Source organism: Pseudomonas sp. Z2-11 (genome assembly GCF_054161305.1).
Genome location: NZ_CP096395.1, coordinates 4,391,168 through 4,414,556, shown reverse-complemented (window position 1 = coordinate 4,414,556; position 23,389 = coordinate 4,391,168). Strand labels below are relative to the sequence as shown.

General features: G+C 62.3%; 20 protein-coding genes. 12 read left to right on the top strand and 8 right to left on the bottom strand.

Annotated features, from left to right (window positions below; all coding sequences use genetic code 11):
- Positions 1-356: 356 nt before the first annotated feature.
- Positions 357-2,450, top strand: coding sequence for an LTA synthase family protein (locus M1E16_RS19490; RefSeq protein ID WP_458128170.1), 2,094 nt, complete (start codon positions 357-359; stop codon positions 2,448-2,450).
- A 57-nt stretch (positions 2,451-2,507) separates the two neighbouring features.
- Here the strand turns inward: M1E16_RS19490 and M1E16_RS19485 are convergent, their stop codons facing one another.
- A complete protein-coding gene (locus M1E16_RS19485; protein WP_018606531.1) occupies positions 2,508-2,660 on the bottom strand; it encodes a DUF3309 family protein in 153 nt (50 codons plus the stop codon).
- A gap of 412 nt (positions 2,661-3,072) precedes the next feature.
- On the opposite strand from M1E16_RS19485, the gene M1E16_RS19480 reads away from it, so the two are divergent.
- The 3 genes from M1E16_RS19480 to csrA all read left to right on the top strand — a co-directional run bounded on the left by M1E16_RS19480 (position 3,073) and on the right by csrA (position 4,616).
- Entirely contained in the window at positions 3,073-3,882 is an 810-nt protein-coding gene (locus M1E16_RS19480) for an SDR family oxidoreductase (protein WP_434697190.1), read from the top strand.
- 63 nt (positions 3,883-3,945) lie between these two features.
- The gene (locus tag M1E16_RS19475; RefSeq protein ID WP_434629283.1) at positions 3,946-4,278 is read left to right on the top strand and encodes a YnfA family protein; all 333 of its coding nucleotides are present in this window, start codon (positions 3,946-3,948) and stop codon (positions 4,276-4,278) included.
- A 146-nt stretch (positions 4,279-4,424) separates the two neighbouring features.
- Positions 4,425-4,616: a carbon storage regulator CsrA gene (csrA, locus tag M1E16_RS19470; RefSeq protein ID WP_305499663.1), complete on the top strand. Its 192-nt coding sequence runs from the start codon at positions 4,425-4,427 to the stop codon at positions 4,614-4,616.
- Here the strand turns inward: csrA and M1E16_RS19465 are convergent.
- The 5 genes from M1E16_RS19465 to mnmC form a co-directional block, all read right to left on the bottom strand.
- The gene (locus M1E16_RS19465; RefSeq protein WP_305499664.1) at positions 4,613-4,840 is read right to left on the bottom strand and encodes a YheU family protein; all 228 of its coding nucleotides are present in this window, start codon (positions 4,838-4,840) and stop codon (positions 4,613-4,615) included. The two genes, csrA and M1E16_RS19465, sit on opposite strands and share 4 nt — an antisense overlap.
- Before the next feature lie 182 nt (positions 4,841-5,022).
- Positions 5,023-6,213 carry an osmoprotectant NAGGN system M42 family peptidase gene (locus M1E16_RS19460; protein ID WP_434629286.1) on the bottom strand — a complete coding sequence of 397 codons (1,191 nt, stop codon included), beginning with the start codon at positions 6,211-6,213 and terminating at the stop codon, positions 5,023-5,025.
- A 163-nt stretch (positions 6,214-6,376) separates the two neighbouring features.
- Entirely contained in the window at positions 6,377-8,122 is a 1,746-nt protein-coding gene (ngg, locus tag M1E16_RS19455; protein WP_458128169.1) for an N-acetylglutaminylglutamine synthetase, read from the bottom strand.
- Between the two features lie 3 nt (positions 8,123-8,125).
- Entirely contained in the window at positions 8,126-9,898 is a 1,773-nt protein-coding gene (locus M1E16_RS19450) for an N-acetylglutaminylglutamine amidotransferase (RefSeq protein WP_434572693.1), read from the bottom strand.
- A gap of 265 nt (positions 9,899-10,163) precedes the next feature.
- Positions 10,164-12,149, bottom strand: a complete 1,986-nt coding sequence (gene mnmC / locus M1E16_RS19445; protein ID WP_458128168.1) for a bifunctional tRNA (5-methylaminomethyl-2-thiouridine)(34)-methyltransferase MnmD/FAD-dependent 5-carboxymethylaminomethyl-2-thiouridine(34) oxidoreductase MnmC — start codon at positions 12,147-12,149, stop codon at positions 10,164-10,166.
- 150 nt (positions 12,150-12,299) lie between these two features.
- Between mnmC and pap the strand changes: the two genes are divergently transcribed.
- Positions 12,300-13,811, top strand: a complete 1,512-nt coding sequence (gene pap, locus M1E16_RS19440; protein WP_458128167.1) for a polyphosphate:AMP phosphotransferase — start codon at positions 12,300-12,302, stop codon at positions 13,809-13,811.
- Between the two features lie 106 nt (positions 13,812-13,917).
- Positions 13,918-15,102, top strand: coding sequence for a thiolase family protein (locus tag M1E16_RS19435; protein ID WP_458128166.1), 1,185 nt, complete (start codon positions 13,918-13,920; stop codon positions 15,100-15,102).
- A 134-nt stretch (positions 15,103-15,236) separates the two neighbouring features.
- Here the strand turns inward: M1E16_RS19435 and M1E16_RS19430 are convergent, their stop codons facing one another.
- Positions 15,237-15,440 carry a DUF6316 family protein gene (locus tag M1E16_RS19430; protein WP_305499671.1) on the bottom strand — a complete coding sequence of 68 codons (204 nt, stop codon included), beginning with the start codon at positions 15,438-15,440 and terminating at the stop codon, positions 15,237-15,239.
- Between the two features lie 188 nt (positions 15,441-15,628).
- Here M1E16_RS19430 and M1E16_RS19425 point away from each other — a divergent pair, with 188 nt between their 5' ends.
- Positions 15,629-16,591 carry a DMT family transporter gene (locus M1E16_RS19425; RefSeq protein WP_458128165.1) on the top strand — a complete coding sequence of 321 codons (963 nt, stop codon included), beginning with the start codon at positions 15,629-15,631 and terminating at the stop codon, positions 16,589-16,591.
- A 574-nt stretch (positions 16,592-17,165) separates the two neighbouring features.
- Here the strand turns inward: M1E16_RS19425 and M1E16_RS19420 are convergent.
- Positions 17,166-18,560 carry a class II fumarate hydratase gene (locus M1E16_RS19420; protein ID WP_305499673.1) on the bottom strand — a complete coding sequence of 465 codons (1,395 nt, stop codon included), beginning with the start codon at positions 18,558-18,560 and terminating at the stop codon, positions 17,166-17,168.
- A gap of 190 nt (positions 18,561-18,750) precedes the next feature.
- Between M1E16_RS19420 and M1E16_RS19415 the strand changes: the two genes are divergently transcribed.
- The 5 genes from M1E16_RS19415 (at position 18,751) to M1E16_RS19395 (ending at position 23,263) form a co-directional block, all read left to right on the top strand.
- Positions 18,751-19,272: a DUF2059 domain-containing protein gene (locus tag M1E16_RS19415; protein WP_030141033.1), complete on the top strand. Its 522-nt coding sequence runs from the start codon at positions 18,751-18,753 to the stop codon at positions 19,270-19,272.
- Positions 19,273-19,285: 13 nt separating this feature from the next.
- Positions 19,286-19,585, top strand: coding sequence for a BolA family protein (locus M1E16_RS19410; protein ID WP_434601443.1), 300 nt, complete (start codon positions 19,286-19,288; stop codon positions 19,583-19,585).
- A 275-nt stretch (positions 19,586-19,860) separates the two neighbouring features.
- The gene (trhO, locus tag M1E16_RS19405; protein WP_434572706.1) at positions 19,861-20,802 is read left to right on the top strand and encodes an oxygen-dependent tRNA uridine(34) hydroxylase TrhO; all 942 of its coding nucleotides are present in this window, start codon (positions 19,861-19,863) and stop codon (positions 20,800-20,802) included.
- A gap of 36 nt (positions 20,803-20,838) precedes the next feature.
- Entirely contained in the window at positions 20,839-21,441 is a 603-nt protein-coding gene (locus tag M1E16_RS19400; protein ID WP_458130350.1) for a DsbA family protein, read from the top strand.
- Positions 21,434-23,263 carry an ABC transporter ATP-binding protein gene (locus tag M1E16_RS19395; RefSeq protein ID WP_434656515.1) on the top strand — a complete coding sequence of 610 codons (1,830 nt, stop codon included), beginning with the start codon at positions 21,434-21,436 and terminating at the stop codon, positions 23,261-23,263. The genes M1E16_RS19400 and M1E16_RS19395 overlap by 8 nt, the downstream gene beginning before the upstream one ends.
- Positions 23,264-23,389: the final 126 nt, after the last annotated feature.

The window sequence follows — 23,389 nt, the reverse complement described above, 5'->3', positions numbered from 1 at the left end:
CTGTGGCGAGGGAGCTTGCTCCCGCTGGGGCGCGAAGCGGCCCTCCTGGATCTACCTGACACACCCAGTTGCCTCAGCGTGTGTTGGGGGCCGCTTCGCAGCCCAGCGGGAGCAAGCTCCCTCGCCACAAGGGCACTGGGGTGCTTTTGTGTTTCCAGATATTCATTGAACGAAATTTTCACTAAGTCTTGTCGACAATCCCCCGCGCTCTGTCGCCAGCGGTTATTTAATGGCAATGCCATGGCCGTTCGTGCGACATTCGCGCACTTGCGCAAGCCCCGGGCCTGATATCTGGCCAACAGAGGGCGCGCCGTTGTTCTATTTGTCACTCCAACTCCAATAGGTCCTCAAACGACATGGCAATCCCGGACGCCCTGAGTCAGCAGCGCACCACGCATCGCCTGCTGCAACCGACCGTCAAATCGCATCTGGCCTACACGTTGCTCTGTGCGTTGGTGATGATGGTCATGCTGAGCCTGCTGCGCGTTGCGCTGCTGGTCTACAACCGCGAGATGATCCTTGATACACCGGCCTCTACCTTCGTCGAAGCGTTCGCCAACGGCCTGCGTTTCGACCTGCGCCTGGTGGTCTACCTGTGCATCCCGCTGCTGCTGGCCCTGTTCAGCGCACGGGCGATGGCGGCACGTGGATTCTTTCGTTTCTGGCTGACCGTCACGTCCAGCATCGCGCTGTTTCTCGGCTTGATGGAAATGGACTTCTACCGCGAGTTCCACCAGCGCCTCAACGGCCTGGTCTTCCAATATGTGCAGGAAGACCCGAAAACCGTCATGAGCATGCTCTGGTACGGTTTCCCGGTGGTGCGCTACCTGCTGGCCTGGGCCGGCGGCACGCTGATCCTGGCCCTGGCCTTCAAAGGTGCTGATCGCGCTACCCGGCCGCGCGGGCCGTTCAGTGGCGGCAGCATCGGCACCCGCCAGATCGCCCCGTGGTATGGCCGCGTCGCGGTGTTCCTGGTCTGCCTGGTGGTGGCCGTCGCTGCCGCCCGTGGCACGCTGCGCCAAGGCCCGCCCCTGCGTTGGGGCGACGTCTATACCACCGATTCGAACTTCGCCAACCAGTTGGGCCTCAACGGTACTCTGTCGCTGGTGGCGGCGGCCAAGAGCCGGATGTCTGAACACCGTGACAATGTCTGGAAGGCCACCCTCGAGTCGTCGCTGGCGCAGCAGACCGTGCGCGACATGCTGGTGATGCCCGACGACAAGCTCGTCGACGCCGGGACTGCCGCGGTAAGACGCGACTACACGCCGCCGGCCGACAAGACACTGCCGATCAAGAACGTGGTGGTGATCCTGATGGAAAGCATGGCCGGTCACTCGGTCGGCGCCTTGGGCGCGCCGGGTAACATCACGCCATACCTGGACAAGCTGTCCAAGGAAGGCCTGCTGTTCGACCGCTTCTTCTCCAACGGCACCCACACCCACCAGGGCATGTTTGCCACCATGGCGTGTTTCCCGAACCTGCCGGGTTTTGAATATCTGATGCAGACACCGGAAGGCAGTCACAAGCTCTCGGGCCTGCCGCAACTGCTCAGCGCCCGGGACTACGACGATGTGTATGTCTACAACGGCGATTTCGCCTGGGACAACCAGTCGGGTTTCTTCAGCAACCAGGGCATGACCACGTTCATCGGACGCAATGACTATGTGAACCCGGTGTTCTCCGACCCGACCTGGGGCGTGTCCGACCAGGACATGTTCGACCGTGGCCTGATCGAGCTCAAGGCGCGGGAGAACGGCAAGCCGTTCTATGCGTTGTTGCAGACCCTGTCCAACCACACGCCTTACGCACTGCCGACGCCGTTGCCGGTCGAGCCGGTCACGGACCGTGGTCGCCTGAACGAACACTTGACCGCCATGCGTTACTCCGATTGGGCGCTGGGGCAGTTCTTCGAGAAGGCGCGCAAGGAGCCTTACTTCAAGGAAACCCTGTTTGTCGTGGTTGGCGACCATGGCTTCGGCAACGAGCGCCAGATCACCGAAATGGACCTTGGCCGCTTCAACGTGCCGATGTTGCTGATCGGCCCGGGCATCCAGGAAAAATTCGGTCAGCGCAGCCACACGGTGGGCACCCAGGTCGATATCGTTCCAACCATCATGGGACGGCTCGGTGGGCAGGTGCGTAACCAGTGCTGGGGCCGTGACCTGTTGAACCTGCCGTCAGGCGACACCGGGTTTGGCGTGATCAAGCCGTCGGGCAGCGACCAGACCACCGCGATCATTCGCGACGACACGATTCTGGTGCTGCCGGAAGAAAAGGCCATGCCAGCGAAGCTGTTCCGCTATCGGCTGGGGGCCAATCCGCATGCCGAGATCATCCCGGACGCACCTGACACCGCAGAGATGAAACTCAAGCTCGAGGCGTTCCTGCAAACCGCGACCAAGAGCCTGCTGGATAACACCGCCGGTGTTGTTGACGGCAAGCCGGACTGATAATCGCGACGTATAAAAAAAGAGGCCTCAAAGGCCTCTTTTTTTACGCTTGGTGTTTTATATCTTGCCAAGTAACAACAAGATCAACAGCACGACCAGCACAACGCCGATGATACCGGACGGGCCATAACCCCAACTTCTGGAGTGCGGGAAGACCGGAAGGCCACCGATCAGCAGGAGGATCAGGATGATGATAAGAATAGTGCCCATTGTTGATTTCCTTATTGGTCAGTTCTGGAGTGATGTAACTTTCAACTGCCAGCGCGCATGCATTGAATCCGGGCGGCTTATTAAGTCCGACCGTAACGTCCTGTAAAAAATTCAAAAGTTTTTATTGTTGAGCGTAAAACACAAGAGCACTGAAACCCCGTGGCGAGGGAGCTTGCTCCCGCTGGGCTGCGTAGCGGCCCTTTTACTGAAACCGACACCGTTAACGAGGCGGCATCATGGGGGCCGCTCCGCGCTGGAACGCCAGCCCGCCCAGCGAGAGCACTCCCTCGCCCAGGTACCTCAACCTTCCACGGTTTGCCCTCGCCATTCAGCAATCTGATGGTGCATGGGTCTGTTCGGGTCCTTCGCTACACTCGGCGCATCTCTCCCGGAACAACAAGGCTGTTTCCCTATGCAAAATCGCATGATGATCACCGGTGCCGGCTCCGGCCTGGGCCGCGAAATCGCGCTGCGCTGGGCCCGTGAAGGCTGGCGCCTGGCCCTGTCCGATGTCAGCGAGCCCGGCCTTCAGGAAACCCTCAGGCTGGTGCGCGATGCCGGTGGCGAGGGTTTCGTCCAGCGCTGTGACGTGCGCGACTACAGCCAGCTCACCGCATTCGCCCAGGCCTGCGAGGAGAAGCTTGGCGGCATCGACATCATCGTCAATAACGCTGGCGTGGCTTCGGGCGGGTTCTTCAGCGAGCTCTCGCTGGAGGATTGGGACTGGCAGATCGCAATCAACCTGATGGGGGTGGTCAAGGGCTGCAAGGCGTTCCTGCCACTGCTGGAAAAAAGCCGCGGCAAGATCATCAACATCGCCTCCATGGCGGCGCTGATGCAGGGGCCTGCCATGAGCAACTACAACGTGGCCAAGGCCGGCGTCGTGGCGCTGTCGGAAAGCCTGCTGGTCGAGCTGGCCCAGCAGGAAATCGGCGTACATGTGGTATGTCCGTCGTTCTTCCAGACCAACCTGCTGGACTCGTTCCGTGGCCCGACCCCGGCCATGAAGGCCCAGGTGGGCAAACTGCTGGAAAGCTCGCCGATCACCGCGGCGGACATTGCCGATTACATCTACCAGCATGTCGCCCAGGGTGAATTCATGATCCTGCCCCACGAGCAGGGGCGCATGGCCTGGGCCCTCAAACAGAAAAATCCACAACTGCTGTACGACGAAATGACCGCCATGGCCGACAAGATGCGCGCCAAGGCACGGCAGGCCTGAGTTGACCTGATTGCCGGGTGTCCTCAGGATGGCGCCATTCGTGCCTTCCTGATGGACATAGCAATGCTCAATTACCTGTGGTTTTTTCTCGCCGCGCTGTTCGAGATCGCTGGCTGCTACGCCTTCTGGATGTGGTTGCGCCAGGGCAAGAGTGCCTGGTGGATCGTGCCGGCGCTGCTCAGCCTTGCGTTATTCGCCCTGTTGCTGACGCGCATCGAAGCCACTTATGCCGGTCGTGCCTACGCCGCCTACGGTGGCATTTACATCATCGCCTCGATCGGCTGGCTGGCCGTGGTGGAACGGGTGCGGCCGCTGGGTTCCGACTGGATCGGCGTGGCCCTCTGTGTCGTGGGGGCCAGCGTGATTCTGTTCGGTCCGCGTTTTTCGGGGCCATAAACTCCCGTTTCGGCGTGGTTTTGCAGGACGTTTCCTTCAGCCAATGGACAGTTGTTCGTAGGGGTTTACTGAATTCCCGCCGGTATCTTGTGCTCGGAAAACAGGCCGTGCATGGTCAATGTCCAATCACTCTTAAGGACAAGACCATGCTCGTATTAAGCCGTACCGTAGGTGAGTTGATTTCCATCGGTGATGAGATTTCCGTCCGTGTGCTGTCGATCAGCGGCGGCACCGTGCGCTTTGGCGTAGAAGCGCCTCGGCATGTGGAGGTTCATCGTTCCGAGGTCTACGACAGGATCCAGAGAAAAAAGGCCGGGTCCGACCGCAAGGTCGGTTAATCGAACAGATGTCTGGGCACATCGTGCTTGAGCATCAATTGGCACTGTTCGCTTTCGGGATCGAAGACAATCATGGCCTGGCCTTTGGTCAGGGCCTGTCTGACCCGCAGGACGCGGGTTTCCAGCGGGGTATCGTCGCCATTGTCAGTACCGTCACGGGTGACGAAATCCTCGATCAGGCGGGTGAGCGTATCGACTTCGAGTTGGTCGTAGGGGATCAGCATGGTGGGGCTCCGCAAAACAATAGAGCGGATGCTACGGTGGATGCGCTGCTGCGGCTAGCCTGAGTTCTGTAGAGCCATGCGGGCCTCATCGCGAGCAGGCTCGCTCCCACCTCGATGGCGTAATTACCTTGTGGGAGCGAGCCTGCTCGCGAAAGCATCGTAAGAATCGATAAGGGCTTGGTTCAGCTATCCGAACGGTGCCCGATCAGGCTGTCCACCGACGGCACCCGTGTGTCGCTTTCCATCTGCGCATCGTGCTCGATCTGATGGCTGAAGCGATCCAGTGATCCCTGGGCCGGTTGTGCGTCGCTGGCAAATACCGGAGGGCTCAGGATGTAGGCACCGAGCAGGCGGCTCAGCGCGGCCAGGCTGTCGATGTGGGTGCGCTCGTAACCATGGGTCGCGTCGCAGCCGAAGGCGAGCAGGGCAGTGCGGATGTCGTGCCCGGCGGTAATCGCCGAATGGGCGTCGCTGAAGTAATAGCGAAACAGGTCGCGGCGCGCCGGCAGTTCGTGCTCCTTGGCCAGCTTCAGCAAATGTCGCGACAGATGGTAGTCGTACGGGCCTCCCGAGTCCTGCATGGCCACGCTTACCGCATGTTCGCTGGAGTGCTGGCCTGGCGCGACCGGTGCAATGTCTATCCCGACGAATTCGCTGACGTCCCAAGGCAGCGCGGCCGCCGCGCCGCTGCCGGTTTCCTCGGTGATGGTGAACAGCGGGTGGCAGTCGATCAACAGTTCCTCGCCGCTGTCGACAATCGCCTTGAGCGCCGCCAGCAACGCGGCGACCCCGGCCTTGTCATCCAGGTGACGGGCGCTGATATGGCCGCTTTCGGTGAACTCCGGCAAGGGGTCGAACGCCACATAGTCGCCGATGCCCACCCCTAACGTTTCGCAATCGGCGCGGGTGGCGCAGTAGGCGTCCAGGCGCAGTTCGATGTGGTCCCAGCTGATGGGCATCTCATCCACGGCGGTGTTGAACGCGTGCCCGGAAGCCATCAGCGGCAGCACGCTGCCACGGATCACCCCGGTGTCGGTAAACAGGCTGACCCGGCTGCCCTCGGCAAAGCGGCTCGACCAGCAACCCACCGGCGCCAGCGTCAGGCGGCCGTTGTCCTTGATGGCGCGAACCGAGGCGCCGATGGTGTCCAGGTGAGCCGATACGGCCCGGTCGGGGCTGCTCTTGCGGCCCTTGAGGGTGGCGCGGATCGTGCCGCGCCGGGTCATTTCGAAAGGAATGCCCAGTTCTTCGAGTCGCTCGGCGACGTACCGCACGATGGTATCGGTGAAGCCGGTCGGGCTGGGAATGGCGAGCATTTCCAACAGGACTTTCTGTAGGTATGCGAGATCCGGTTCGGGAATTTTGCTGATCATGGAAACTCCTCGCGGAACGTTAAGTTTTGCATAGGGGAACCTTGTGGCGAGGGAGCTTGCTCCCGCTGGGCCGCGAAGCGGTCCTTCTTTTCAGACCTCGGGGCCTGAGCGACCGCTTCGCGGCCGAGCGGGAGCAAGCTCCCTCGCCACGGAAAGATTTGAGTCAGACCACTACCTGGCTATGGGGAAACAACAGATCCACAAAGCGCTCGGCAGTGGGTTGCGGTTCGTGGTTGGCCAGGCCGGCGCGTTCGTTGGCTTCGATGAACACATATTCCGGTTGATCGGCCGCCGGTACCAGCAAGTCGAGGCCGACCATCGGGATGTCCAGCGCCCGCGCGGCGCGCACCGCTGCATCGGCCAGGGTCGGATGGAGGATCGCGGTGACGTCTTCCAGCACGCCGCCGGTATGCAGGTTCGCGGTGCGCCGGACAAACAGATGCTCACCCGCCGGCAGCACGCTGTCATAGGCATACCCGGCCGCGCTCAGCGTTCGCTCGGTCTCGGCATCCATCGGGATCTTGCTTTCACCCCCGGTAGCCGCCTGCCGCCGCCGGCTCTGCGCCTCGATCAGCGCGCCAATGGTGTGCTGGCCGTCGCCGATCACTTCCGCCGGGCGCCGGATCGCCGCCGCCACCACTTCAAAACCGATCACCAGGATGCGCAGGTCGAGCCCTTCGTGGAAGCTCTCCAGCAGCACGCGGCTGTCGAAGCGCCGGGCCGTTTCGATGGCGTTCTGGACTTCCTCGATGGTCCGCAGGTCCACCGCCACGCCCTGGCCCTGTTCGCCGTCCAGCGGCTTGACCACCACGCGCTCGTGTTCATCGAGAAACGCCAGGTTGTCGTCGGCATTGCCCGCCAGCTGTTGCGCCGGCAGGTTCAGACCGGCATTTTTCAGCACCTTGTGGGTCAGGCTCTTGTTCTGACACAGGGTCATGCTGATCGCACTGGTCAAGTCGCTCAGCGATTCCCGGCAGCGAACCCGCCGGCTGCCATGCACCAGGGTGAACAGCCCCGCCTCGGCGTCATCCACTTGCACTTCGATGCCCCGCCGGTGCGCTTCCTCGACGATGATCCGCGCGTACGGGTTGAATTGGGCCTCGGGCCCGGGCCCGAGGAACAGCGGCTGGTTGATGCCGTTCTTGCGCTTGATGGCGAAGGTCGAAAGGTTGCGGAAACCGAGCTTGGCGTAGAGATTTTTCGCCAGGCGATTGTTGTGCAGCACCGACAGGTCCAGGTAGCTCAAGCCACGGCTCATGAAATGCTCGATGAGATGGCGCACCAGCACTTCGCCGACGCCGGGCCGCGAACATTGCGGGTCCACCGCCAGGCACCAGAGGCTGCTGCCGTTTTCCGGGTCGTTGAACGCTTTCTGGTGGTTGAGGCCCATGACGCTGCCGATCACCGCGCCGGTGTCGTCGTCTTCGGCCAGCCAGTACACCGGGCCGCCCTGGTGACGCGGGGTCAGGCGCTCGGGATCGATGGGCAGCATGCCGCGAGCCTGGTAGAGCTGGTTGATGGCTTGCCAGTCGCTGTCGCTCTGGGCGCGGCGGATCCGGAAGCCGCGAAACACTCGCGTGGCTTGGCGATAATCGCTGAACCACAGGCGCAGGGTATCCGACGGGTCAAGGAACAGATGCGCCGGTTCCAGCCCCAGCACTTGCTGGGGCGCGGCGACGTACAAGGCGATGTCGCGCTCGCCGGGCTGCTCGTTGAGCAGCTCCTGGGCAAGAGTCGCCGGGTCCGGAAAGGTATGGCCGATGAGCAAGCGGCCCCAGCCGCAATGCACGGCGATCGGAGCGGCGCCCAGTTCGCTGCCATCTTCGGCCAGGCGCGCCTGCAAGCGTTCGTAGGACGGTGGCTGTCCACGCAAGAGACGTTGGTTGTGAAGGGTCGGGTGGGGTTTCATCAGTCAGATTCCTTGCTCGCTGAGCCACAGGTTCAGCGCCGCCAATTGCCATAACCGCGAGCCGCGCAAAGGCGTGAGCTGGCCGTTGGGGTCGGTCAGCAAACGGTCGAGCATGGTCGGGTTGAACAAGCCGCGATCCTGGCTCGGGTCCAGCAGCAGTTCGCGAACCCAGGCCAGGGTGTTGCCTTCCAAGTGCTTGAGGCCCGGGACCGGGAAATAACCTTTCTTGCGGTCGATGACCTCGCTCGGAATCACCCGGCGGGCCGCTTCCTTGAGTACCTGCTTGCCGCCATCGGGCAGCTTGAACTTCGCCGGAACCCGTGCCGAAAGCTCCACCAGCCGATAGTCGAGGAATGGCGTGCGCGCTTCCAGGCCCCAGGCCATGGTCATGTTGTCGACGCGCTTGACCGGGTCGTCCACCAGCATCACGGTGCTGTCCAGGCGCAGGGCCTTGTCGACGGCCGCATCGGCGCCCGGCTGGGCGAAGTGCTCCTTGACGAAGTCACCGGCGGCGTCGTTGGCCGTCAGCCATTCAGGCTGCACGGTCGCGGCATATTCTTCATAGCTGCGGTCGAAGAACGCGGCGCGATAGGCGGCGTACGGGTCGCTGGCGCCGTCCACTTGCGGATACCAGTGGTAACCGGCGAACAGTTCGTCAGCACCCTGGCCGCTTTGCACCACCTTGCAGTGCTTGGCGACTTCCCGCGACAGCAGGTAGAAGGCGATGCAGTCGTGGCTGACCATCGGCTCGCTCATGGCCCGAAACGCAGCCGGCAGTTGTTCGATGATTTCTTTCTCATCGATGCGCAACTGATGATGGCGGGTGCCGTAGTGCTTGGCGATCAGGTCCGAATACTGGAACTCGTCACCGCGCTCGCCGCCGGCGTCCTGGAAGCCGATGGAGAAGGTGGACAGGTCTTCCACGCCCACTTCGCGCAACAGGCCGACGAGCATGCTCGAATCGACGCCGCCCGAGAGCAGCACGCCCACGTCGACGGCGGCGCGCTGGCGAATGGCGACGGCTTCGCGGGTGCTGTCGAGCACGCGATCGATCCAGTCTTCCAGGTTGAGGTTCTGTTCATCGGCCCGTGGGCCGTAGGGCAGCGTCCACCAGGTTTTCTGCTCGGTGCGACCGTCCGCTTCGATGCGCATCCAGGTCGCCGGTGGCAGTTTTTCAATGCCCGCCAACAAGGTGCGTGGCGCCGGGACGACCGCGTGGAAATTCAGATAGTGATTGAGGGCGATCGGGTCAAGCACCGGATTGATGTCGCCACCCTTGAGCAGGGCCGGCAGCGCCGAGGCAAAGCGCAGGCGCTGGCCGGTACGCGACAGGTACAGCGGCTTGACGCCGAGACGGTCGCGAGCAATGAACAGCCGCTTGGCGTCGCGTTCCCAGATGGCGAAGGCGAACATGCCATTGAGTTTGGGCAGCAGGGCTTCGCCCCAGGCGTGATAACCCTTGAGCAACACTTCGGTGTCGCCGCCAGAGTAGAAGGTGTAGCCCAGGCCTTCGAGTTCGCTGCGCAGTTCCGGGTAGTTGTAGATCGCGCCGTTGAATGCCAGGGACAGGCCCAGCTGATTGTCGATCATCGGCTGGGCCGAACCATCGGACAGGTCCATGATTTTCAGGCGCCGGTGGCCGAGGGCGATCGGCCCCTGGCTATGAAAGCCCCACGCGTCAGGGCCGCGAGGGGCCAGGTGATGGGTGATGCGCTCTACGGCCGCAAGGTCCGCAGGTTGTTGATCGAAACGTAACTCTCCAGCTAATCCGCACATAAGTCCTTACCGGTTTTTCCGTTGGGGAGGGGTCAAGCCGTACACACCGAAATGGCGGGTACTCTGAAACTGACCGGAGGGATTGCTCTGAGTTTTATATCGATGCGTTATAAGCCGACGGGTGGGGATCGCCGGTCATTCAGGCCAGTGAGGATCCTGTGGGAGCGAGCCTGCTCGCGAAGCGTTGTGTCAGGCGCCCCGATGGTGGCTGATCTACCGCTTTCGCGAGCAGGCTCGCTCCCACAGAGGAAAGGGTGGCCAGTCGTTAATTGGCCTTGCCGCGAATCACCGCCCGCAAGGCAAACCGGTTCGGGTGGCAGGCCTCGGCGACGCTTCGCGGCAGTGGCAGCGGTTCGTTGTCGAGCCAGGCGGCGATCAGTTCGCCCGACAGCGGCGCGGTGATCAGGCCTCGGGAGCCATGCCCGCTGTTGACGTACAGGCCGTCGAGCCAGGGACACGGCGTGTCCGGCACTTGGCGCGCATCCTTGCCCAGGGCCGCGTAGGTTTCGACGAACGCCCGGCTGTCAGCCAGCGGTCCGACAATCGGCAGGTAATCCGGGCTGGTGCAACGGAACGCCGCGCGGCCTTCGAGGCGCTGCGGATCGAGGGTATCGGCATTCAGGCGGTCCACCAGATCGTGGGAGATTTCTTCGAGCATCTGCAGGTTGCCGGCGTGCTCGGCGGCGGTGGGGGTCAGGTCATCGCTGTGAAAATCGAAACTGGCGCCCAGGGTGTGCTCGCCCATTCGCGGTGGCGCCACGTAGCCTTCGGCGCAGACCACTGTCGCCAGGCTTTGGCTGCGGGTGGTTTGCGCCAGCCGCGTGATTTGCCCGCGAATGCGCTTGAGGGGTAACCCGGCGGCCGGTTCGAAGCGTTTGATCTCGGCGGCGCTGGCGAGGATTGCCACCGGGGCGCTGGCCAGGCAACGTTCGCCGTTCCGGGCCTGCCATTGGCCGTCGACACGTCGCAGTTCAAGCACTTCGCGATGTGGCTGCACGGTAATCGCAGCAGCCGAGGCTTGCCAGCGGCACAGGGCTGGCGGATGTACCCAGCCGCCTTCGGGATAGAACAGGCCGCCACAGGCCAGGCCGATGCCGGACTGCGCCTCGGCTTCGGCGCGATCGACAATTCGCAGCAGACCCGCTGGAAACGCCTCGGCCAGTTGGCGCTGGCGTTGGCCTTCCTTCTCGTTGAAGGCCAACTGCAAGACTCCGCATCCGTCCCAGTCGAGGCCCCGTTGCAAGTTTTCGAGCAAGCGCCGGGTGTAGCCGAAACCGCTGAGGATCATCTGCGACAACGCCGTGCCGTGGGCCGACAACTTGAGGTACAGAACGCCCTGGGGGTTGCCGGACGCTTCCTCGGCCAACCCGGCGTGACGCTCCAGCAAGGTCACTCGCCAGCCGCGAGCCGCGAGACTCGCCGCGCTGGCGCAACCGGCCAGGCCGCCGCCGATCACCAGCGCATGGCGTTCGCCAGCCGGCGGGGCGGGGCGGGCATACCAGGGCTTGGCCGGGGCGGGTTTGGGCACCTGCTCCGGCCAGCCGAGAAATACCCCACGGAGAATTTCCCACTTGTGGCCGATGCCCGGGGTGCGCTTCATCTTGAAGCCCGCCGCATTGAGCAGCCTGCGCACCCAACCGGTGCTGGTAAAGGTGCTGAGGGTGGCGCCGGGCGCTGCCAGCCGCGCCAGTTCGGCGAACAGCTCGGCGGTCCACATATCCGGGTTTTTCGCCGGGGCAAAACCGTCGAGGAACCAGGCGTCGATCTGTCCGTCCAGCTGCGGCAGTTGCTCCAGTGCATCGCCAATCAACAGGGTCAATGTCACTCGCCCGCCCGCCAGGGTCATTCGCTGGAAACCCTGGTGAATCGCGACGTACTGCTCAAGCAATTGATCAGCCTGGCACTTGAGCTCCGGCCACAGGGCAAGGGCCCGACGCAGATCCTCGGGGCTCAGGGGAAATTTTTCGACGCTGAGGAAATGCAAGCGCGCACCGGCCGGTGCGCATTCTTCGAACAACTGCCAGGCGCAGAGAAAATTCAGCCCGGTGCCAAATCCGGTTTCGCCGATCACCAGCCGTCCGTGCTCCGCCAGCGCGGCGAAACGCTCGGCCAGATTGTTCTGCGCAAGGAACACGTAGCGGGTTTCTTCCAGGCCCGACTGGTCGGAGAAATACACGTCGCCGAATACCCGGGAGCGGGGGCGACCCTGGTCATCCCAGTCGAGTTGGGCGTGGTGCTGGATGGGCGTCATGGCTGGCTCGGTCAAAACAAGGTCGCCATTCTAGCCGATCAGCGCGGCAATGCCTGATCCACGGCAAGCGTGGGCACGTCTGAAGGGAATCTGCTGCGCAGCGGCGTATCCAATCCGCTAGTCTTGCCCCATTCCTGGAAGGAGCTGTCCATGTTCGAATCCGCTGAAATCGGTCACGTCGTCGACAAAGAAACCTATGAAGCCGAGGTGCCGGCATTGCGTGAAGCATTGCTCGAAGCTCAGTACGAGTTGCATCAGCAAGGCCGCTTCCCGGTCATCATCCTGATCAACGGCATCGAAGGCGCGGGCAAAGGCGAGACGATAAAGCTGCTCAACGAATGGATGGATCCGCGGCTGATCGAGGTGCGCACCTTCGACCAGCAGACCGACGAGGAACTGGCGCGGCCGCCGGCCTGGCGCTATTGGCGGATGCTGCCAGCGAAGGGGCGGATGGGGATCTTTTTTGGCAACTGGTACAGCCAGATGCTCCAGGGGCGGGTGCATGGCGAGTTCAAGGACCCGCGGCTCGATCAGGCAATCAACGGCGCCGAGCGTCTGGAGAAGATGCTCTGCGATGAGGGTGCGCTGATCTTCAAATTCTGGTTCCACCTCTCCAAGAAGCAGATGAAAGCCCGCCTGAAAAGTCTCAAGGACGACCCGCTGCACAGCTGGCGGATCAGCCCCTTGGACTGGCAGCAGTCCCAGACCTACGACAAGTTCGTCAAATACGGCGAGCGCGTGCTGCGCCGCACCAGTCGCGACTACGCACCCTGGCATGTGATCGAAGGCGTGGATGCCTGTTATCGCAGCCTCGCGGTCGGGCAGATTTTGCTCGAAGGCCTGCGCCAGGCCCTGGACCGACCGAAGATCAGCCCGGAAAAAGTCAACGTGGCAGCAGTGCCGGCACTGGACGACCAAGTAACCTTGCTCGACAGCCTCGACATGACGCTGCGCCTGGACAAGGCCGATTATGAGGAGCAGTTGATCACCGAGCAGGCCCGCTTCGCCGGCCTGCTGCGGGACAAGCGCATGCGCCGGCATGCCCTGGTGGCGGTGTTCGAAGGTAACGACGCGGCGGGCAAGGGCGGGGCGATCCGTCGGGTCGCGGCGGCGCTCGACCCGCGTCAGTACAGCATCGTGCCGATTGCCGCGCCCACCGAGGAAGAACGCGCCCACCCCTACATGTGGCGTTTCTGGCGGCACATTCCGGCGCGGGGCAAGTTCACCATGTTCGACCGCTCCTGGTATGGGCGGGTACTGGTGGAGCGGGTCGAAGGTTTTTGCAGCCGTGCCGACTGGCTGCGGGCCTACGGTGAAATCAACGACTTCGAAGAACAACTGGCCGATGCCGGCGTGGTGGTGGTGAAGTTCTGGCTGGCCATTGACAAGGAGACCCAACTGGAGCGCTTCCAGGAGCGCGAGGAAATCCCGTTCAAGCGCTTCAAGATCACCGAGGATGATTGGCGCAACCGTGACAAGTGGGATGCCTATCGGACGGCGGTCTGCGACATGGTCGATCGCACCAGCACCGAGATATCGCCGTGGACCCTGGTCGAAGCGAACGACAAGCGTTGGGCCCGGGTCAAGGTATTGCGTACGCTCAACGACGCGCTGGAGGCCGCGTTCGAACGCTCCGCCAGGCAGGCGCGCAAAAAGAAATAGGCCGATGGCGGCGCATACGCGGGGTGAATGATTGTCGCGTTCGGTTATGGGCTGGATTTATCCTCGAATCCACTCCTGAACCGATAACAACAATGAGGTATCCGCGATGCGTGAAGTGGTGATCGTCGACAGCGTACGGACCGGCCTGGCCAAGTCCTTTCGCGGCAAGTTCAACATGACCCGCCCGGACGACATGGCGGCCCATTGCGTCAACGCGTTGCTGGCGCGAAATGATATCGACCCGGCCAGTGTCGAGGACTGCATCGTCGGCGCCGGTTCCAACGAAGGCGCCCAAGGCTACAACATCGGGCGCAACGTGGCGGTGCTCTCGCAGCTGGGCATCGGCACGGCCGGGATGACACTGAACCGCTTCTGTTCCTCGGGCCTGCAAGCCATCGCCATCGCCGCCAACCAGATCGCCTCCGGCTGCAGCGAGATCATCGTCGCCGGTGGCGTGGAATCCATCAGCCTGACGATGAAAAGCGTCAACACTGACAACCTGATCAACCCGTTGCTCAAGGAGCAGGTGCCAGGGATCTACTTCCCCATGGGCCAGACCGCCGAGATCGTCGCGCGCCGTTACCAGGTCAGCCGCGAGGAGCAGGACCGCTACGCCTTGCAGAGCCAGCAGCGCACTGCCCGGGCCCAGGCAGCCGGGCTGTTCGACGATGAAATCGTGCCGATGGCGGTGAAATACCGGGTCGAGGACAAGACCACCGGTGCGGTGCAGATCGTTGACGGGGTGGTTGATCGCGATGATTGCAACCGCCCCGATACCACCTACGAAAGCCTGGCCGGGCTGAAACCGGTGTTCGCCGAAGACGGTTCGGTGACGGCGGGCAACTCTTCACAGTTATCCGACGGCGCCTCGATGACCCTGGTGATGAGCCTGGAAAAAGCCCTGGCGTTGGGGCTCAAGCCCAAGGCATTTTTCCGTGGCTTTACCGTGGCCGGCTGCGAGCCGGACGAGATGGGCATCGGCCCGGTGTTCTCAGTGCCCAGATTGCTCCAGGCCAAGGGTTTGCAGATCGGCGATATCGATTTGTGGGAGCTCAACGAGGCGTTTGCATCCCAGTGCCTGTACAGCCGCAATCGACTGGAGATCGATAACGAGAAATACAACGTCAACGGCGGCTCGATTTCCATCGGTCACCCGTTCGGCATGACCGGCTCGCGGCAGGTGGGACATCTTGTGCGGGAGCTGCAACGGCGCAGCCTGCGCTACGGCGTCGTGACCATGTGCGTGGGCGGCGGGATGGGGGCAACGGGGTTGTTCGAGGCGGTCAGATAAACGCAGCCTTTCGTGGCGAGGGAGCTTGCTCCCGCTCGGCTGCGAAGCAGTCGCCGCTTTTTTCCTGGGGTAAACCGTAGGGGGCCGCTTCGCGGCCCAGCGGGAGCAAGCTCCCTCGCCACGGGTTTTTCTGCTTAGCTGGCAACCTTGGTCAGCTGCAGCATCCGCTGGATATACGCCGCTATCTCCCGCTCCGCAGCCTCGCGGCTTTCGAACGGACCTTCCTGGGTGCCTTCGCGCGTATCGAAATAGAACTTGCCATTTTCCCGGACGATCCGATCGCTGCTGCGGTAAATCGTCTTGGGAGCATCTGTATCTTCGGCGCGCGTTCCAGGCATTTCGGTCTCCATTGGGGGCTGTGTGGTCGTTTCAATTGAGCATATGTGGTGCCGCCGTTTTGCGCCTGTCCAGCCGATCGACGGCTACGACCCTTACAATTCCATCAGCGTCGCAGCGCCAACTGTCCCTGTGTTGCCGAGCGATTCGGACCTAGAATGCTCGTTCATGTCTTGGCTTCGAGGGTTGCATGCACATATCGTCCGGTCGCTGGGTCTACGGCCTGTTCCTCGCCCTGCTGACCGCCTTGTTGTGGGGAATCCTGCCGATCAAGCTCAAGCAAGTGCTGCAGGTGATGGATCCGGTGACGGTGACCTGGTATCGGCTGACGGTGTCCGGTGGCCTGCTGTTCATCTACCTGGCGGCAACCCGACGCCTGCCTAGCCGCAAGGTGCTCGGCCCCCGTGGCGGTTGGCTGGTAGGCATGGCGGTGCTGGGGCTGGTGGGCAACTACGTGCTGTACCTGATGGGCCTGAACCGCCTGAGCCCCGGCACCGCCCAACTGGTGGTGCAGATGGGGCCGATCATGCTGCTGGTCGCCAGCCTGTTTGTATTCAAGGAGCGTTTCAGCGTGGGGCAGGGCATTGGTTTGCTGGTGCTGCTGATCGGTTTTGCGCTGTTCTTCAATCAGCGCCTCGTCGAATTGCTGACATCCCTGAGCGAGTACACCGCTGGCGTTCTGTTGGTATTGCTGGCCTCGACCGTCTGGACGTTCTATGCCCTGGGCCAGAAGCAATTGCTGACGGTGTGGAATTCACTGCAGGTGATGATGGTGATCTACCTGTTCTGCGCGCTGTTGCTCACGCCCTGGGTGCATCCACTGGAAGCGTTGCAACTGAGCCCGCTGCAAGGCTGGCTATTGTTGGCCTGCTGCCTCAATACGCTGATTGCCTATGGCGCGTTCGCCGAGGCTTTGGCGCATTGGGAGGCTTCGCGGGTCAGCGCGACGCTGGCGATCACGCCGCTGGTGACCTTCGCGGCCGTGGCGATGGCTGCCTGGTGGTGGCCCGACTATGTGCACGCCGAGCAGATCAATCTGCTGGGTTACGGTGGGGCAGTGCTGGTGGTATTGGGGTCGGCGCTGGTGGCGCTGGGGCCATCGCTCATCGCCGGGCTCAGGGCCCGGCGCGAACGCCTGGCGCTGGGGCGTTAGCCCCCCTGTGGGAGCGAGCCTGCTCGCGAAAGCGGTGGATCAGCCGGCACTCGAGTTGACTGAAACATCGCCTTCGCGAGCAGGCTCGCTCCCACATGGATTTCAAATCGGCACAATAATGCAGCCAACCCAAATCCTGTGGGAGCGGGCTTGCTCGCGAAAGCGGTGGTCAGCCGGCAAATGAGTTGACTGACATATCGCTTTCGCGAGCAGGCTCGCTCCCACATGGATTTCAAATCGGCACAATAATGCAGCCAACCCAAATCCTGTGGGAGCGAGCCTGCTCGCGAAAGCGGTGGTCAGCCGGCAAATGAGTTGACTGACATATCGCTTTCGCGAGCAGGCTCGCTCCCACATGGATTTCAAATCGGCACAATAATGCAGCCAACCCAAATCCTGTGGGAGCGGGCTTGCTCGCGAAGCGGTGGTCAGCCGGCAAATGAGTTGACTGACATATCGCCTTCGCGAGCAGGCTCGCTCCCACATGGATTTCAAATCGGCACAATAATGCAGCCAACCCAAATCCTGTGGGAGCGAGCCTGCTCGCGAAGCGGTATCTCAGCCCATCGAAAACTCAGCCCTGGCCACCCGCTTCCAGCATGTTCTCCGGCCTGACCCAGGCGTCGAACTCTTCATCCGTCAGATACCCCAGCTGCACCGCTGCCTCCCGTAGCGTCAGCCCTTCGCCGTAGGCTTTCTTGGCGATCTCTGCCGACTTGTCGTAGCCGATATGCGGATTCAGCGCCGTCACCAGCATCAGACCACGCTCCAGGTGCGCGGCCATCTGCTCGGCATCCGGTTCGAGGCCGGCGATGCAGTGCTGCTGGAAGTTGCTGCAGCCATCGGCCAGCAGGCGGATCGATTGCAGCAGGTTGTGGATGATCACCGGCTTGAACACGTTCAACTGCAAGTGTCCCTGACTGGCGGCAAAACCGATCGCCACGTCATTGCCCAATACCTGGCACGCCAGCATCGACAAGGCTTCACACTGGGTCGGATTGACCTTGCCAGGCATGATGGAGCTGCCCGGTTCGTTGGCCGGCAATTTCACTTCGGCAAATCCCGCCCGTGGCCCGGAGCCCAGCAGACGCAGGTCATTGGCGATTTTCATCAGCGTCACGGCCAGGGTTTTCAACGCGCCGGACAATGTGGTCAGCGGTTCATGACCTGCCAGCGCGGCGAACTTGTTCGGCGCGGTGACAAACGGCAGGCCGGACAGCGCCGCGAGTTCAGCGGCAATCGCTTCGCCGAAACCGTGCGGCGAATTGAGCCCGGTGCCCACCGCCGTGCCGCCCTGGGCCAGCTCGCAGACCGCCGGCAACGAAGCGCGGATCGCCCGCTCGGCGTAGTCGAGTTGGGCAATGAAAGCGGACAGTTCCTGGCCGAACGTGATCGGCGTGGCATCCATCATGTGGGTGCGGCCGGTCTTGACCAGTTTCATGTGGCGCGCCGCCAGTTCCGCGAGGCCGCCGGACAACTCGCTGATGGCCGGCAGCAATTGCTGGTACACGGCCTGGGCGGCGGCGATGTGCATGGCGGTGGGGAAGCAGTCGTTGGAGCTCTGGGACCGGTTGACATGGTCGTTGGGATGCACCGGGCTCTTGCCGCCACGGGGGTTGCCCGCCAGCTCGTTGGCGCGCCCGGCAATCACCTCGTTGACGTTCATATTGCTCTGGGTCCCGCTGCCGGTCTGCCAGACCACCAGGGGAAACTGATCGTCATGCTGGCCGGCCAGCACCTCGTCGGCCGCCTGTTCGATCAGGCGGGCGATGTCGGCGGGCAAGTCACCGTTGCGGTCGTTGACCCGCGCGGCGGCTTTCTTGACCAGCGCCAGGGCATGCAGCACCGACAGCGGCATGCGTTCGTTGCCAATGGCAAAGTTGATCATCGAGCGCTGTGTCTGGGCGCCCCAATAGGCTTCATCCGGGACTTCAACCTGGCCAAGGCTGTCGGTTTCGATACGGCTCATCGGGTCAAACTCCTGTAGGGCTGAATGCGCAGTTTAGGCCCTGACGGGCGTCACCGGTTCCCTCAATCTAGGGCTGGCCGGTTCGGCCCGTCAATCAGTCGAGCCAAGTACAGGGTTGAGCCCCGGCGTTTTTTAGGCGCAGAATGGTCGCCCTTGGGGTTTTACCTCGCCTGTTAGAAAAGGAAACTCGATGACCCGTCTTCGTGCCATCTGTACCGCAGTTGCTCTGGTGTGTGCCAGCGGCCCTGTTCTTGCCGATACCGCCAGCCACAACGCCAGTGCCGAAGCGTTCCTGACCCTGGCGCACGCTGACAAGCTGGGTACCCCGGTGTACATGCAAGTACAGCAGATGTTTGCCCAGCGCTTTGAGCAGACCAAGGCTCCCGAGTCGAAAAAAGCCACCCTGGAAACCTACCAGGCCAAGGCCAATGCCGCGCTGGACCAGGCGATCGGCTGGAACAAGCTCAAGCCGGACATGGTCAAGCTCTACACCTCCAACTTCAGCGAATCGGAGCTCAAGGACCTGGTGTCCTTCTATCAGTCTCCCTTGGGCAAGAAGGTCCTGGAAAAAATGCCGCAGCTGACCCAGCAATCGGCGCAACTGACCCAGGCCAAGCTGGAAAGCGCGGTGCCGGTGGTCAACAAGCTGCTGGCCGACATGACCGCCGAGCTTGAGCCGAAAGCCGCCGCCCCGGCCAAGAAAAAGCCATAAGCGGAGCCCTGGCATGAGCATGCAACAACGCATTGAATCGACCCTCGGGCTGCTGCAGCCCGAGCACCTGCAAGTGCTCGATGAAAGCCACATGCACAGCCGTGGGCTTGAGACCCACTTCAAGGCAGTGGTGGTCAGCCAGCAGTTCGAGGGGCTCAATCGGGTCAAGCGGCACCAGAAGGTCTACGGTACGTTGGGCGAGCTGATGGGCGAATTCCATGCGCTGGCGCTGCACACCTACACGCCTGAAGAATGGGCCCAGGTCGACGCAGCCCCGGCGTCGCCGACCTGTGCCGGCGGCAGTAAGCACTGATATGTAAGACAAATGAGCTTTTCGTGGCGAGGGAGCTTGCTCCCGCTGGGCTGCGAAGCGGCCCCAAAGCCAATCAATGCGGTGTGTCAGGCTGATCCCGATCAGCTTTCGGGGGGGCTGCGCACCCCAGCGGGAGCAAGCTCCCTCGCCACAAAGGCTCTTGCTCCAAAAGCCACATGTTTTTTGCTAGAATCCGCAACGCGCCGCTAACCCCGGCGCGTTTTTTTTCGCATCCGGTTCACCCTTTGCGAGGGTAGCCACCTGGAGAGATACCCATGACACCACCGATTGTCGTGGCGGCACTGTATAAGTTCGTCACCCTGGAAGATTACGTCGAGCTGCGTGAGCCCCTGCTCAAGGCGATGCTCGACAACGGCATCAAAGGAACCTTGCTGATTGCCGAGGAAGGCATCAACGGCACCGTTTCCGGCACCCGCGAAGGCATCGACGGGCTGATGGCCTGGCTCAAGAACGATCCGCGCATGGACGACATCGACCACAAGGAGTCCTACTGCGACGAGCAGCCGTTCTACCGCACCAAGGTCAAGCTCAAGAAAGAGATCGTTACCCTCGGCGTAGAAGGCGTGGACCCGAACAAGCGGGTCGGCACCTATGTCGAACCGCAAGACTGGAACGCGCTGATCAGCGATCCGGAAGTGCTGCTGATCGACACGCGCAACGATTACGAAGTCTCCATCGGTACCTTCGAAGGCGCTATCGATCCCAAAACCGCCAGCTTCCGTGAGTTTCCCGAGTACATCAAAGCCAACTTCGACCCGGCCCGGCACAAGAAAGTCGCGATGTTCTGCACCGGCGGCATCCGCTGTGAAAAAGCCTCGAGCTTCATGCTCAATGAGGGTTTCGAAGAGGTCTACCACCTCAAGGGCGGGATCCTCAAATACCTCGAAGAGGTGCCCCAGGAAGAGACCAAATGGCGCGGCGACTGCTTTGTCTTCGACAACCGCGTGACCGTGCGCCACGATCTCAGCGAAGGCGACTACGATCAGTGCCATGCCTGTCGCACCCCGATCAGCGCAGAGGATCGTGCTTCGGAGCATTATTCGCCTGGCATCAGTTGCCCGCATTGCTGGGACAAGCTGAGCGAAAAGACCCGCCGCAGCGCCATCGACCGGCAAAAGCAGATCGAATTGGCCAAGGCGCGCAACATGCCGCATCCGATCGGCTACAACTACAAGCAATCATCTTCCGAGGCTTGAGCCATGGCGTCGCGCCTGCTGTATGTGATGGACCCGATGTGTTCCTGGTGCTGGGGCTTCGCCCCAGTGGCCGAAGCGTTGGCCGAGCAGGCGCAGGCGGCTGGCGTGGAGTTGCACCTGGTGGCGGGCGGCTTGCGCACCGGCAGCGGTTCGGCTCTCGAGCCGACGACCCGACGCTACATTCTCGAACACTGGCAGGCCGTTACCCAAGCCACCGGCCAGCCGTTCAAGCTTGAAGGCGCGTTGCCGGACGGTTTTGTCTACGACACCGAACCCGCATGCCGCGCCTTGGTGACGGCCCGCAGCCTGGCGCCGGACCTGGCCTGGCAGTTACTGAAGCTGATCCAGCAGGCGTTTTATGTGCAAGGCCGCGACGTGACCCACGCCAGCGTCCTGGTGGAACTGGCCGAACAGGCCGGGCTGCCACGCATCGAGTTTGCCGCGGCATTCGACCGCGCCGACCAGCATGCCGCCACCGCCGCCGACTTCACCTGGGTGCAAGACCTTGGCATCGCCGGATTCCCTACGATGCTGGCCGAACGGGACGGCCAGTTGGCCTTGCTGACCAACGGCTACCAACCGTTGGACCAGTTGTCGCCATTGCTGGGGCGCTGGCTGGAGCGTGCGGCCTGTGCCTGACCTGCCCGCAGATGACGCATCGACCTCGCGGCGCATCGACCGGTTGAGCTGGACGGAAATCCGTCGCCTGGCCCTTACGCACAAAAAAGCCCTGTGGATCGCCAACGGCGTCGCCGTGCTGGCGACGTTGTGCAGCGTGCCGATTCCGTTGTTGCTGCCGCTGCTGGTGGACGAAGTGCTGCTGGGCCACGGCGACGCGGCATTGAAGGTCATGAATCAGGCGTTGCCGAGCGCTTGGCAGAGCGCTGCCGGCTACATCGGATTGATGTTGCTGGTGACCTTGGCCCTGCGCTGCGGCGCCTTGCTGTTCAACGTGTTGCAGGCGCGGCTGTTCGCCAGTCTCGCCAAGGACATCGTCTATCGCATCCGCATCCGGTTGATCGAGCGCCTCAAGCGGATTTCCCTTGGCGAATACGAAAGCCTGGGCAGCGGCACGGTGACGACGCACCTGGTCACCGACCTGGACACCCTCGACAAATTTGTTGGCGAAACCCTGAGCCGGTTCCTGGTGGCGATGCTGACCCTGGTAGGCACCGCGGGCATCCTGGTATGGATGCATTGGGAACTGGCGCTGCTGATCCTGCTGTTCAACCCGCTGGTGATCTACGCCACGGTGCAGTTGGGCAAACGGGTCAAGCACCTCAAGAAGCTGGAGAATGACAGCACCTCGCGCTTCACCCAGGCCCTGACCGAAACCCTGGATGCGATCCAGGAAGTGCGCGCCGGCAATCGCCAGGGGTTTTTCCTTGGACGCCTGGGCACGCGTGCCCGGGAAGTGCGCGACTACGCGGTAAGCTCGCAGTGGAAAACCGACGCCTCGAACCGCGCCAGTGGTTTGCTGTTCCAGTTCGGCATCGATATTTTTCGAGCGGCGGCCATGCTGACCGTGCTGTTCTCCGATCTGTCGATCGGCCAGATGCTCGCGGTGTTCAGCTACCTGTGGTTCATGATCGGCCCGGTCGAGCAACTCCTTAACTTGCAGTACGCCTACTACGCGGCGGGTGGGGCATTGAACCGTATCAACGAACTGCTGGCCCGCGCCGATGAGCCCCAGTACAGCGGTGGCGTCGATCCCTTCAAGGGGCGCGACACCGTGGGCATCGACATCCAGGAGCTCAGCTTCGGTTATGGCGAGGAAAAGGTGCTCGACCAATTGAACCTGTCCATTTCGCCGGGAGAAAAGGTCGCCATCGTCGGGGCCAGCGGGGGTGGCAAAAGCACCCTGGTGCAACTGCTGCTGGGGCTCTACACACCACAGTCCGGCAGCATCCGCTTCGGCGGCGCAACGCAACAAGAGATCGGCCTGGAAATCATCCGCGAAAATGTCGCGGTGGTCCTGCAACATCCGGCGCTGTTCAACGACACGGTGCGCGCCAATCTGTCCATGGGCCGCGAGCGCAGCGACGAGGCGTGCTGGCGAGCCCTGGCGATTGCCCAACTGGACGAAACCGTACGGGCGCTTCCCATGGGGCTGGAGAGCATCGTCGGGCGTTCCGGTGTGAGGCTGTCGGGCGGGCAACGCCAGCGACTGGCGATCGCCCGTATGGTCCTGGCCGATCCGCGCGTGGTGATTCTCGACGAAGCCACGTCCGCGCTGGACGCGGCTACGGAATACAACCTTCACCAGGCGTTGGCGCGGTTCCTGAGCGGGCGCACCACGTTGATCATCGCCCATCGGTTGTCGGCGGTGAAACAGGCTGACCGGGTATTGGTGTTCGACGGCGGGCAGATCGCCGAAGACGGCGACCACTTGCAGCTGATTGCCGAGGGTGGCCTTTACGCCCGGCTCTACGGTCATTTGCAACAAATACAGCGACCTTGAGTTTCGTGCACTTTTCTGTGCTTAGTATCGGAAAAAAATCAGCCAAATCCGTCGATTTTTCCAAATCTCCATCCTGAGCCGGGCGATCCGAACATCCAGTCCTTCGAAGGGTCGAAAACTAGCCTA

Coding starts and splice junctions, on each gene's coding strand:
- M1E16_RS19400 (WP_458130350.1), top strand. CDS start 20,839: ATGTGTTCCTGGTGCTGGGGCTTCGCCCCAGTGGCCGAAGCGTTGGCC.
- M1E16_RS19420 (WP_305499673.1), bottom strand. CDS start 18,560: ATGAGCCGTATCGAAACCGACAGCCTTGGCCAGGTTGAAGTCCCGGAT.
- pap (WP_458128167.1), top strand. CDS start 12,300: ATGTTCGAATCCGCTGAAATCGGTCACGTCGTCGACAAAGAAACCTAT.
- M1E16_RS19485 (WP_018606531.1), bottom strand. CDS start 2,660: ATGGGCACTATTCTTATCATCATCCTGATCCTCCTGCTGATCGGTGGC.
- M1E16_RS19480 (WP_434697190.1), top strand. CDS start 3,073: ATGCAAAATCGCATGATGATCACCGGTGCCGGCTCCGGCCTGGGCCGC.
- M1E16_RS19475 (WP_434629283.1), top strand. CDS start 3,946: ATGCTCAATTACCTGTGGTTTTTTCTCGCCGCGCTGTTCGAGATCGCT.
- M1E16_RS19425 (WP_458128165.1), top strand. CDS start 15,629: ATGCACATATCGTCCGGTCGCTGGGTCTACGGCCTGTTCCTCGCCCTG.
- csrA (WP_305499663.1), top strand. CDS start 4,425: ATGCTCGTATTAAGCCGTACCGTAGGTGAGTTGATTTCCATCGGTGAT.
- M1E16_RS19430 (WP_305499671.1), bottom strand. CDS start 15,440: ATGCCTGGAACGCGCGCCGAAGATACAGATGCTCCCAAGACGATTTAC.
- M1E16_RS19410 (WP_434601443.1), top strand. CDS start 19,286: ATGAGCATGCAACAACGCATTGAATCGACCCTCGGGCTGCTGCAGCCC.
- ngg (WP_458128169.1), bottom strand. CDS start 8,122: ATGAAACCCCACCCGACCCTTCACAACCAACGTCTCTTGCGTGGACAG.
- M1E16_RS19465 (WP_305499664.1), bottom strand. CDS start 4,840: ATGCTGATCCCCTACGACCAACTCGAAGTCGATACGCTCACCCGCCTG.
- M1E16_RS19435 (WP_458128166.1), top strand. CDS start 13,918: ATGCGTGAAGTGGTGATCGTCGACAGCGTACGGACCGGCCTGGCCAAG.
- M1E16_RS19490 (WP_458128170.1), top strand. CDS start 357: ATGGCAATCCCGGACGCCCTGAGTCAGCAGCGCACCACGCATCGCCTG.
- trhO (WP_434572706.1), top strand. CDS start 19,861: ATGACACCACCGATTGTCGTGGCGGCACTGTATAAGTTCGTCACCCTG.
- M1E16_RS19460 (WP_434629286.1), bottom strand. CDS start 6,213: ATGATCAGCAAAATTCCCGAACCGGATCTCGCATACCTACAGAAAGTC.
- mnmC (WP_458128168.1), bottom strand. CDS start 12,149: ATGACGCCCATCCAGCACCACGCCCAACTCGACTGGGATGACCAGGGT.
- M1E16_RS19450 (WP_434572693.1), bottom strand. CDS start 9,898: ATGTGCGGATTAGCTGGAGAGTTACGTTTCGATCAACAACCTGCGGAC.
- M1E16_RS19415 (WP_030141033.1), top strand. CDS start 18,751: ATGACCCGTCTTCGTGCCATCTGTACCGCAGTTGCTCTGGTGTGTGCC.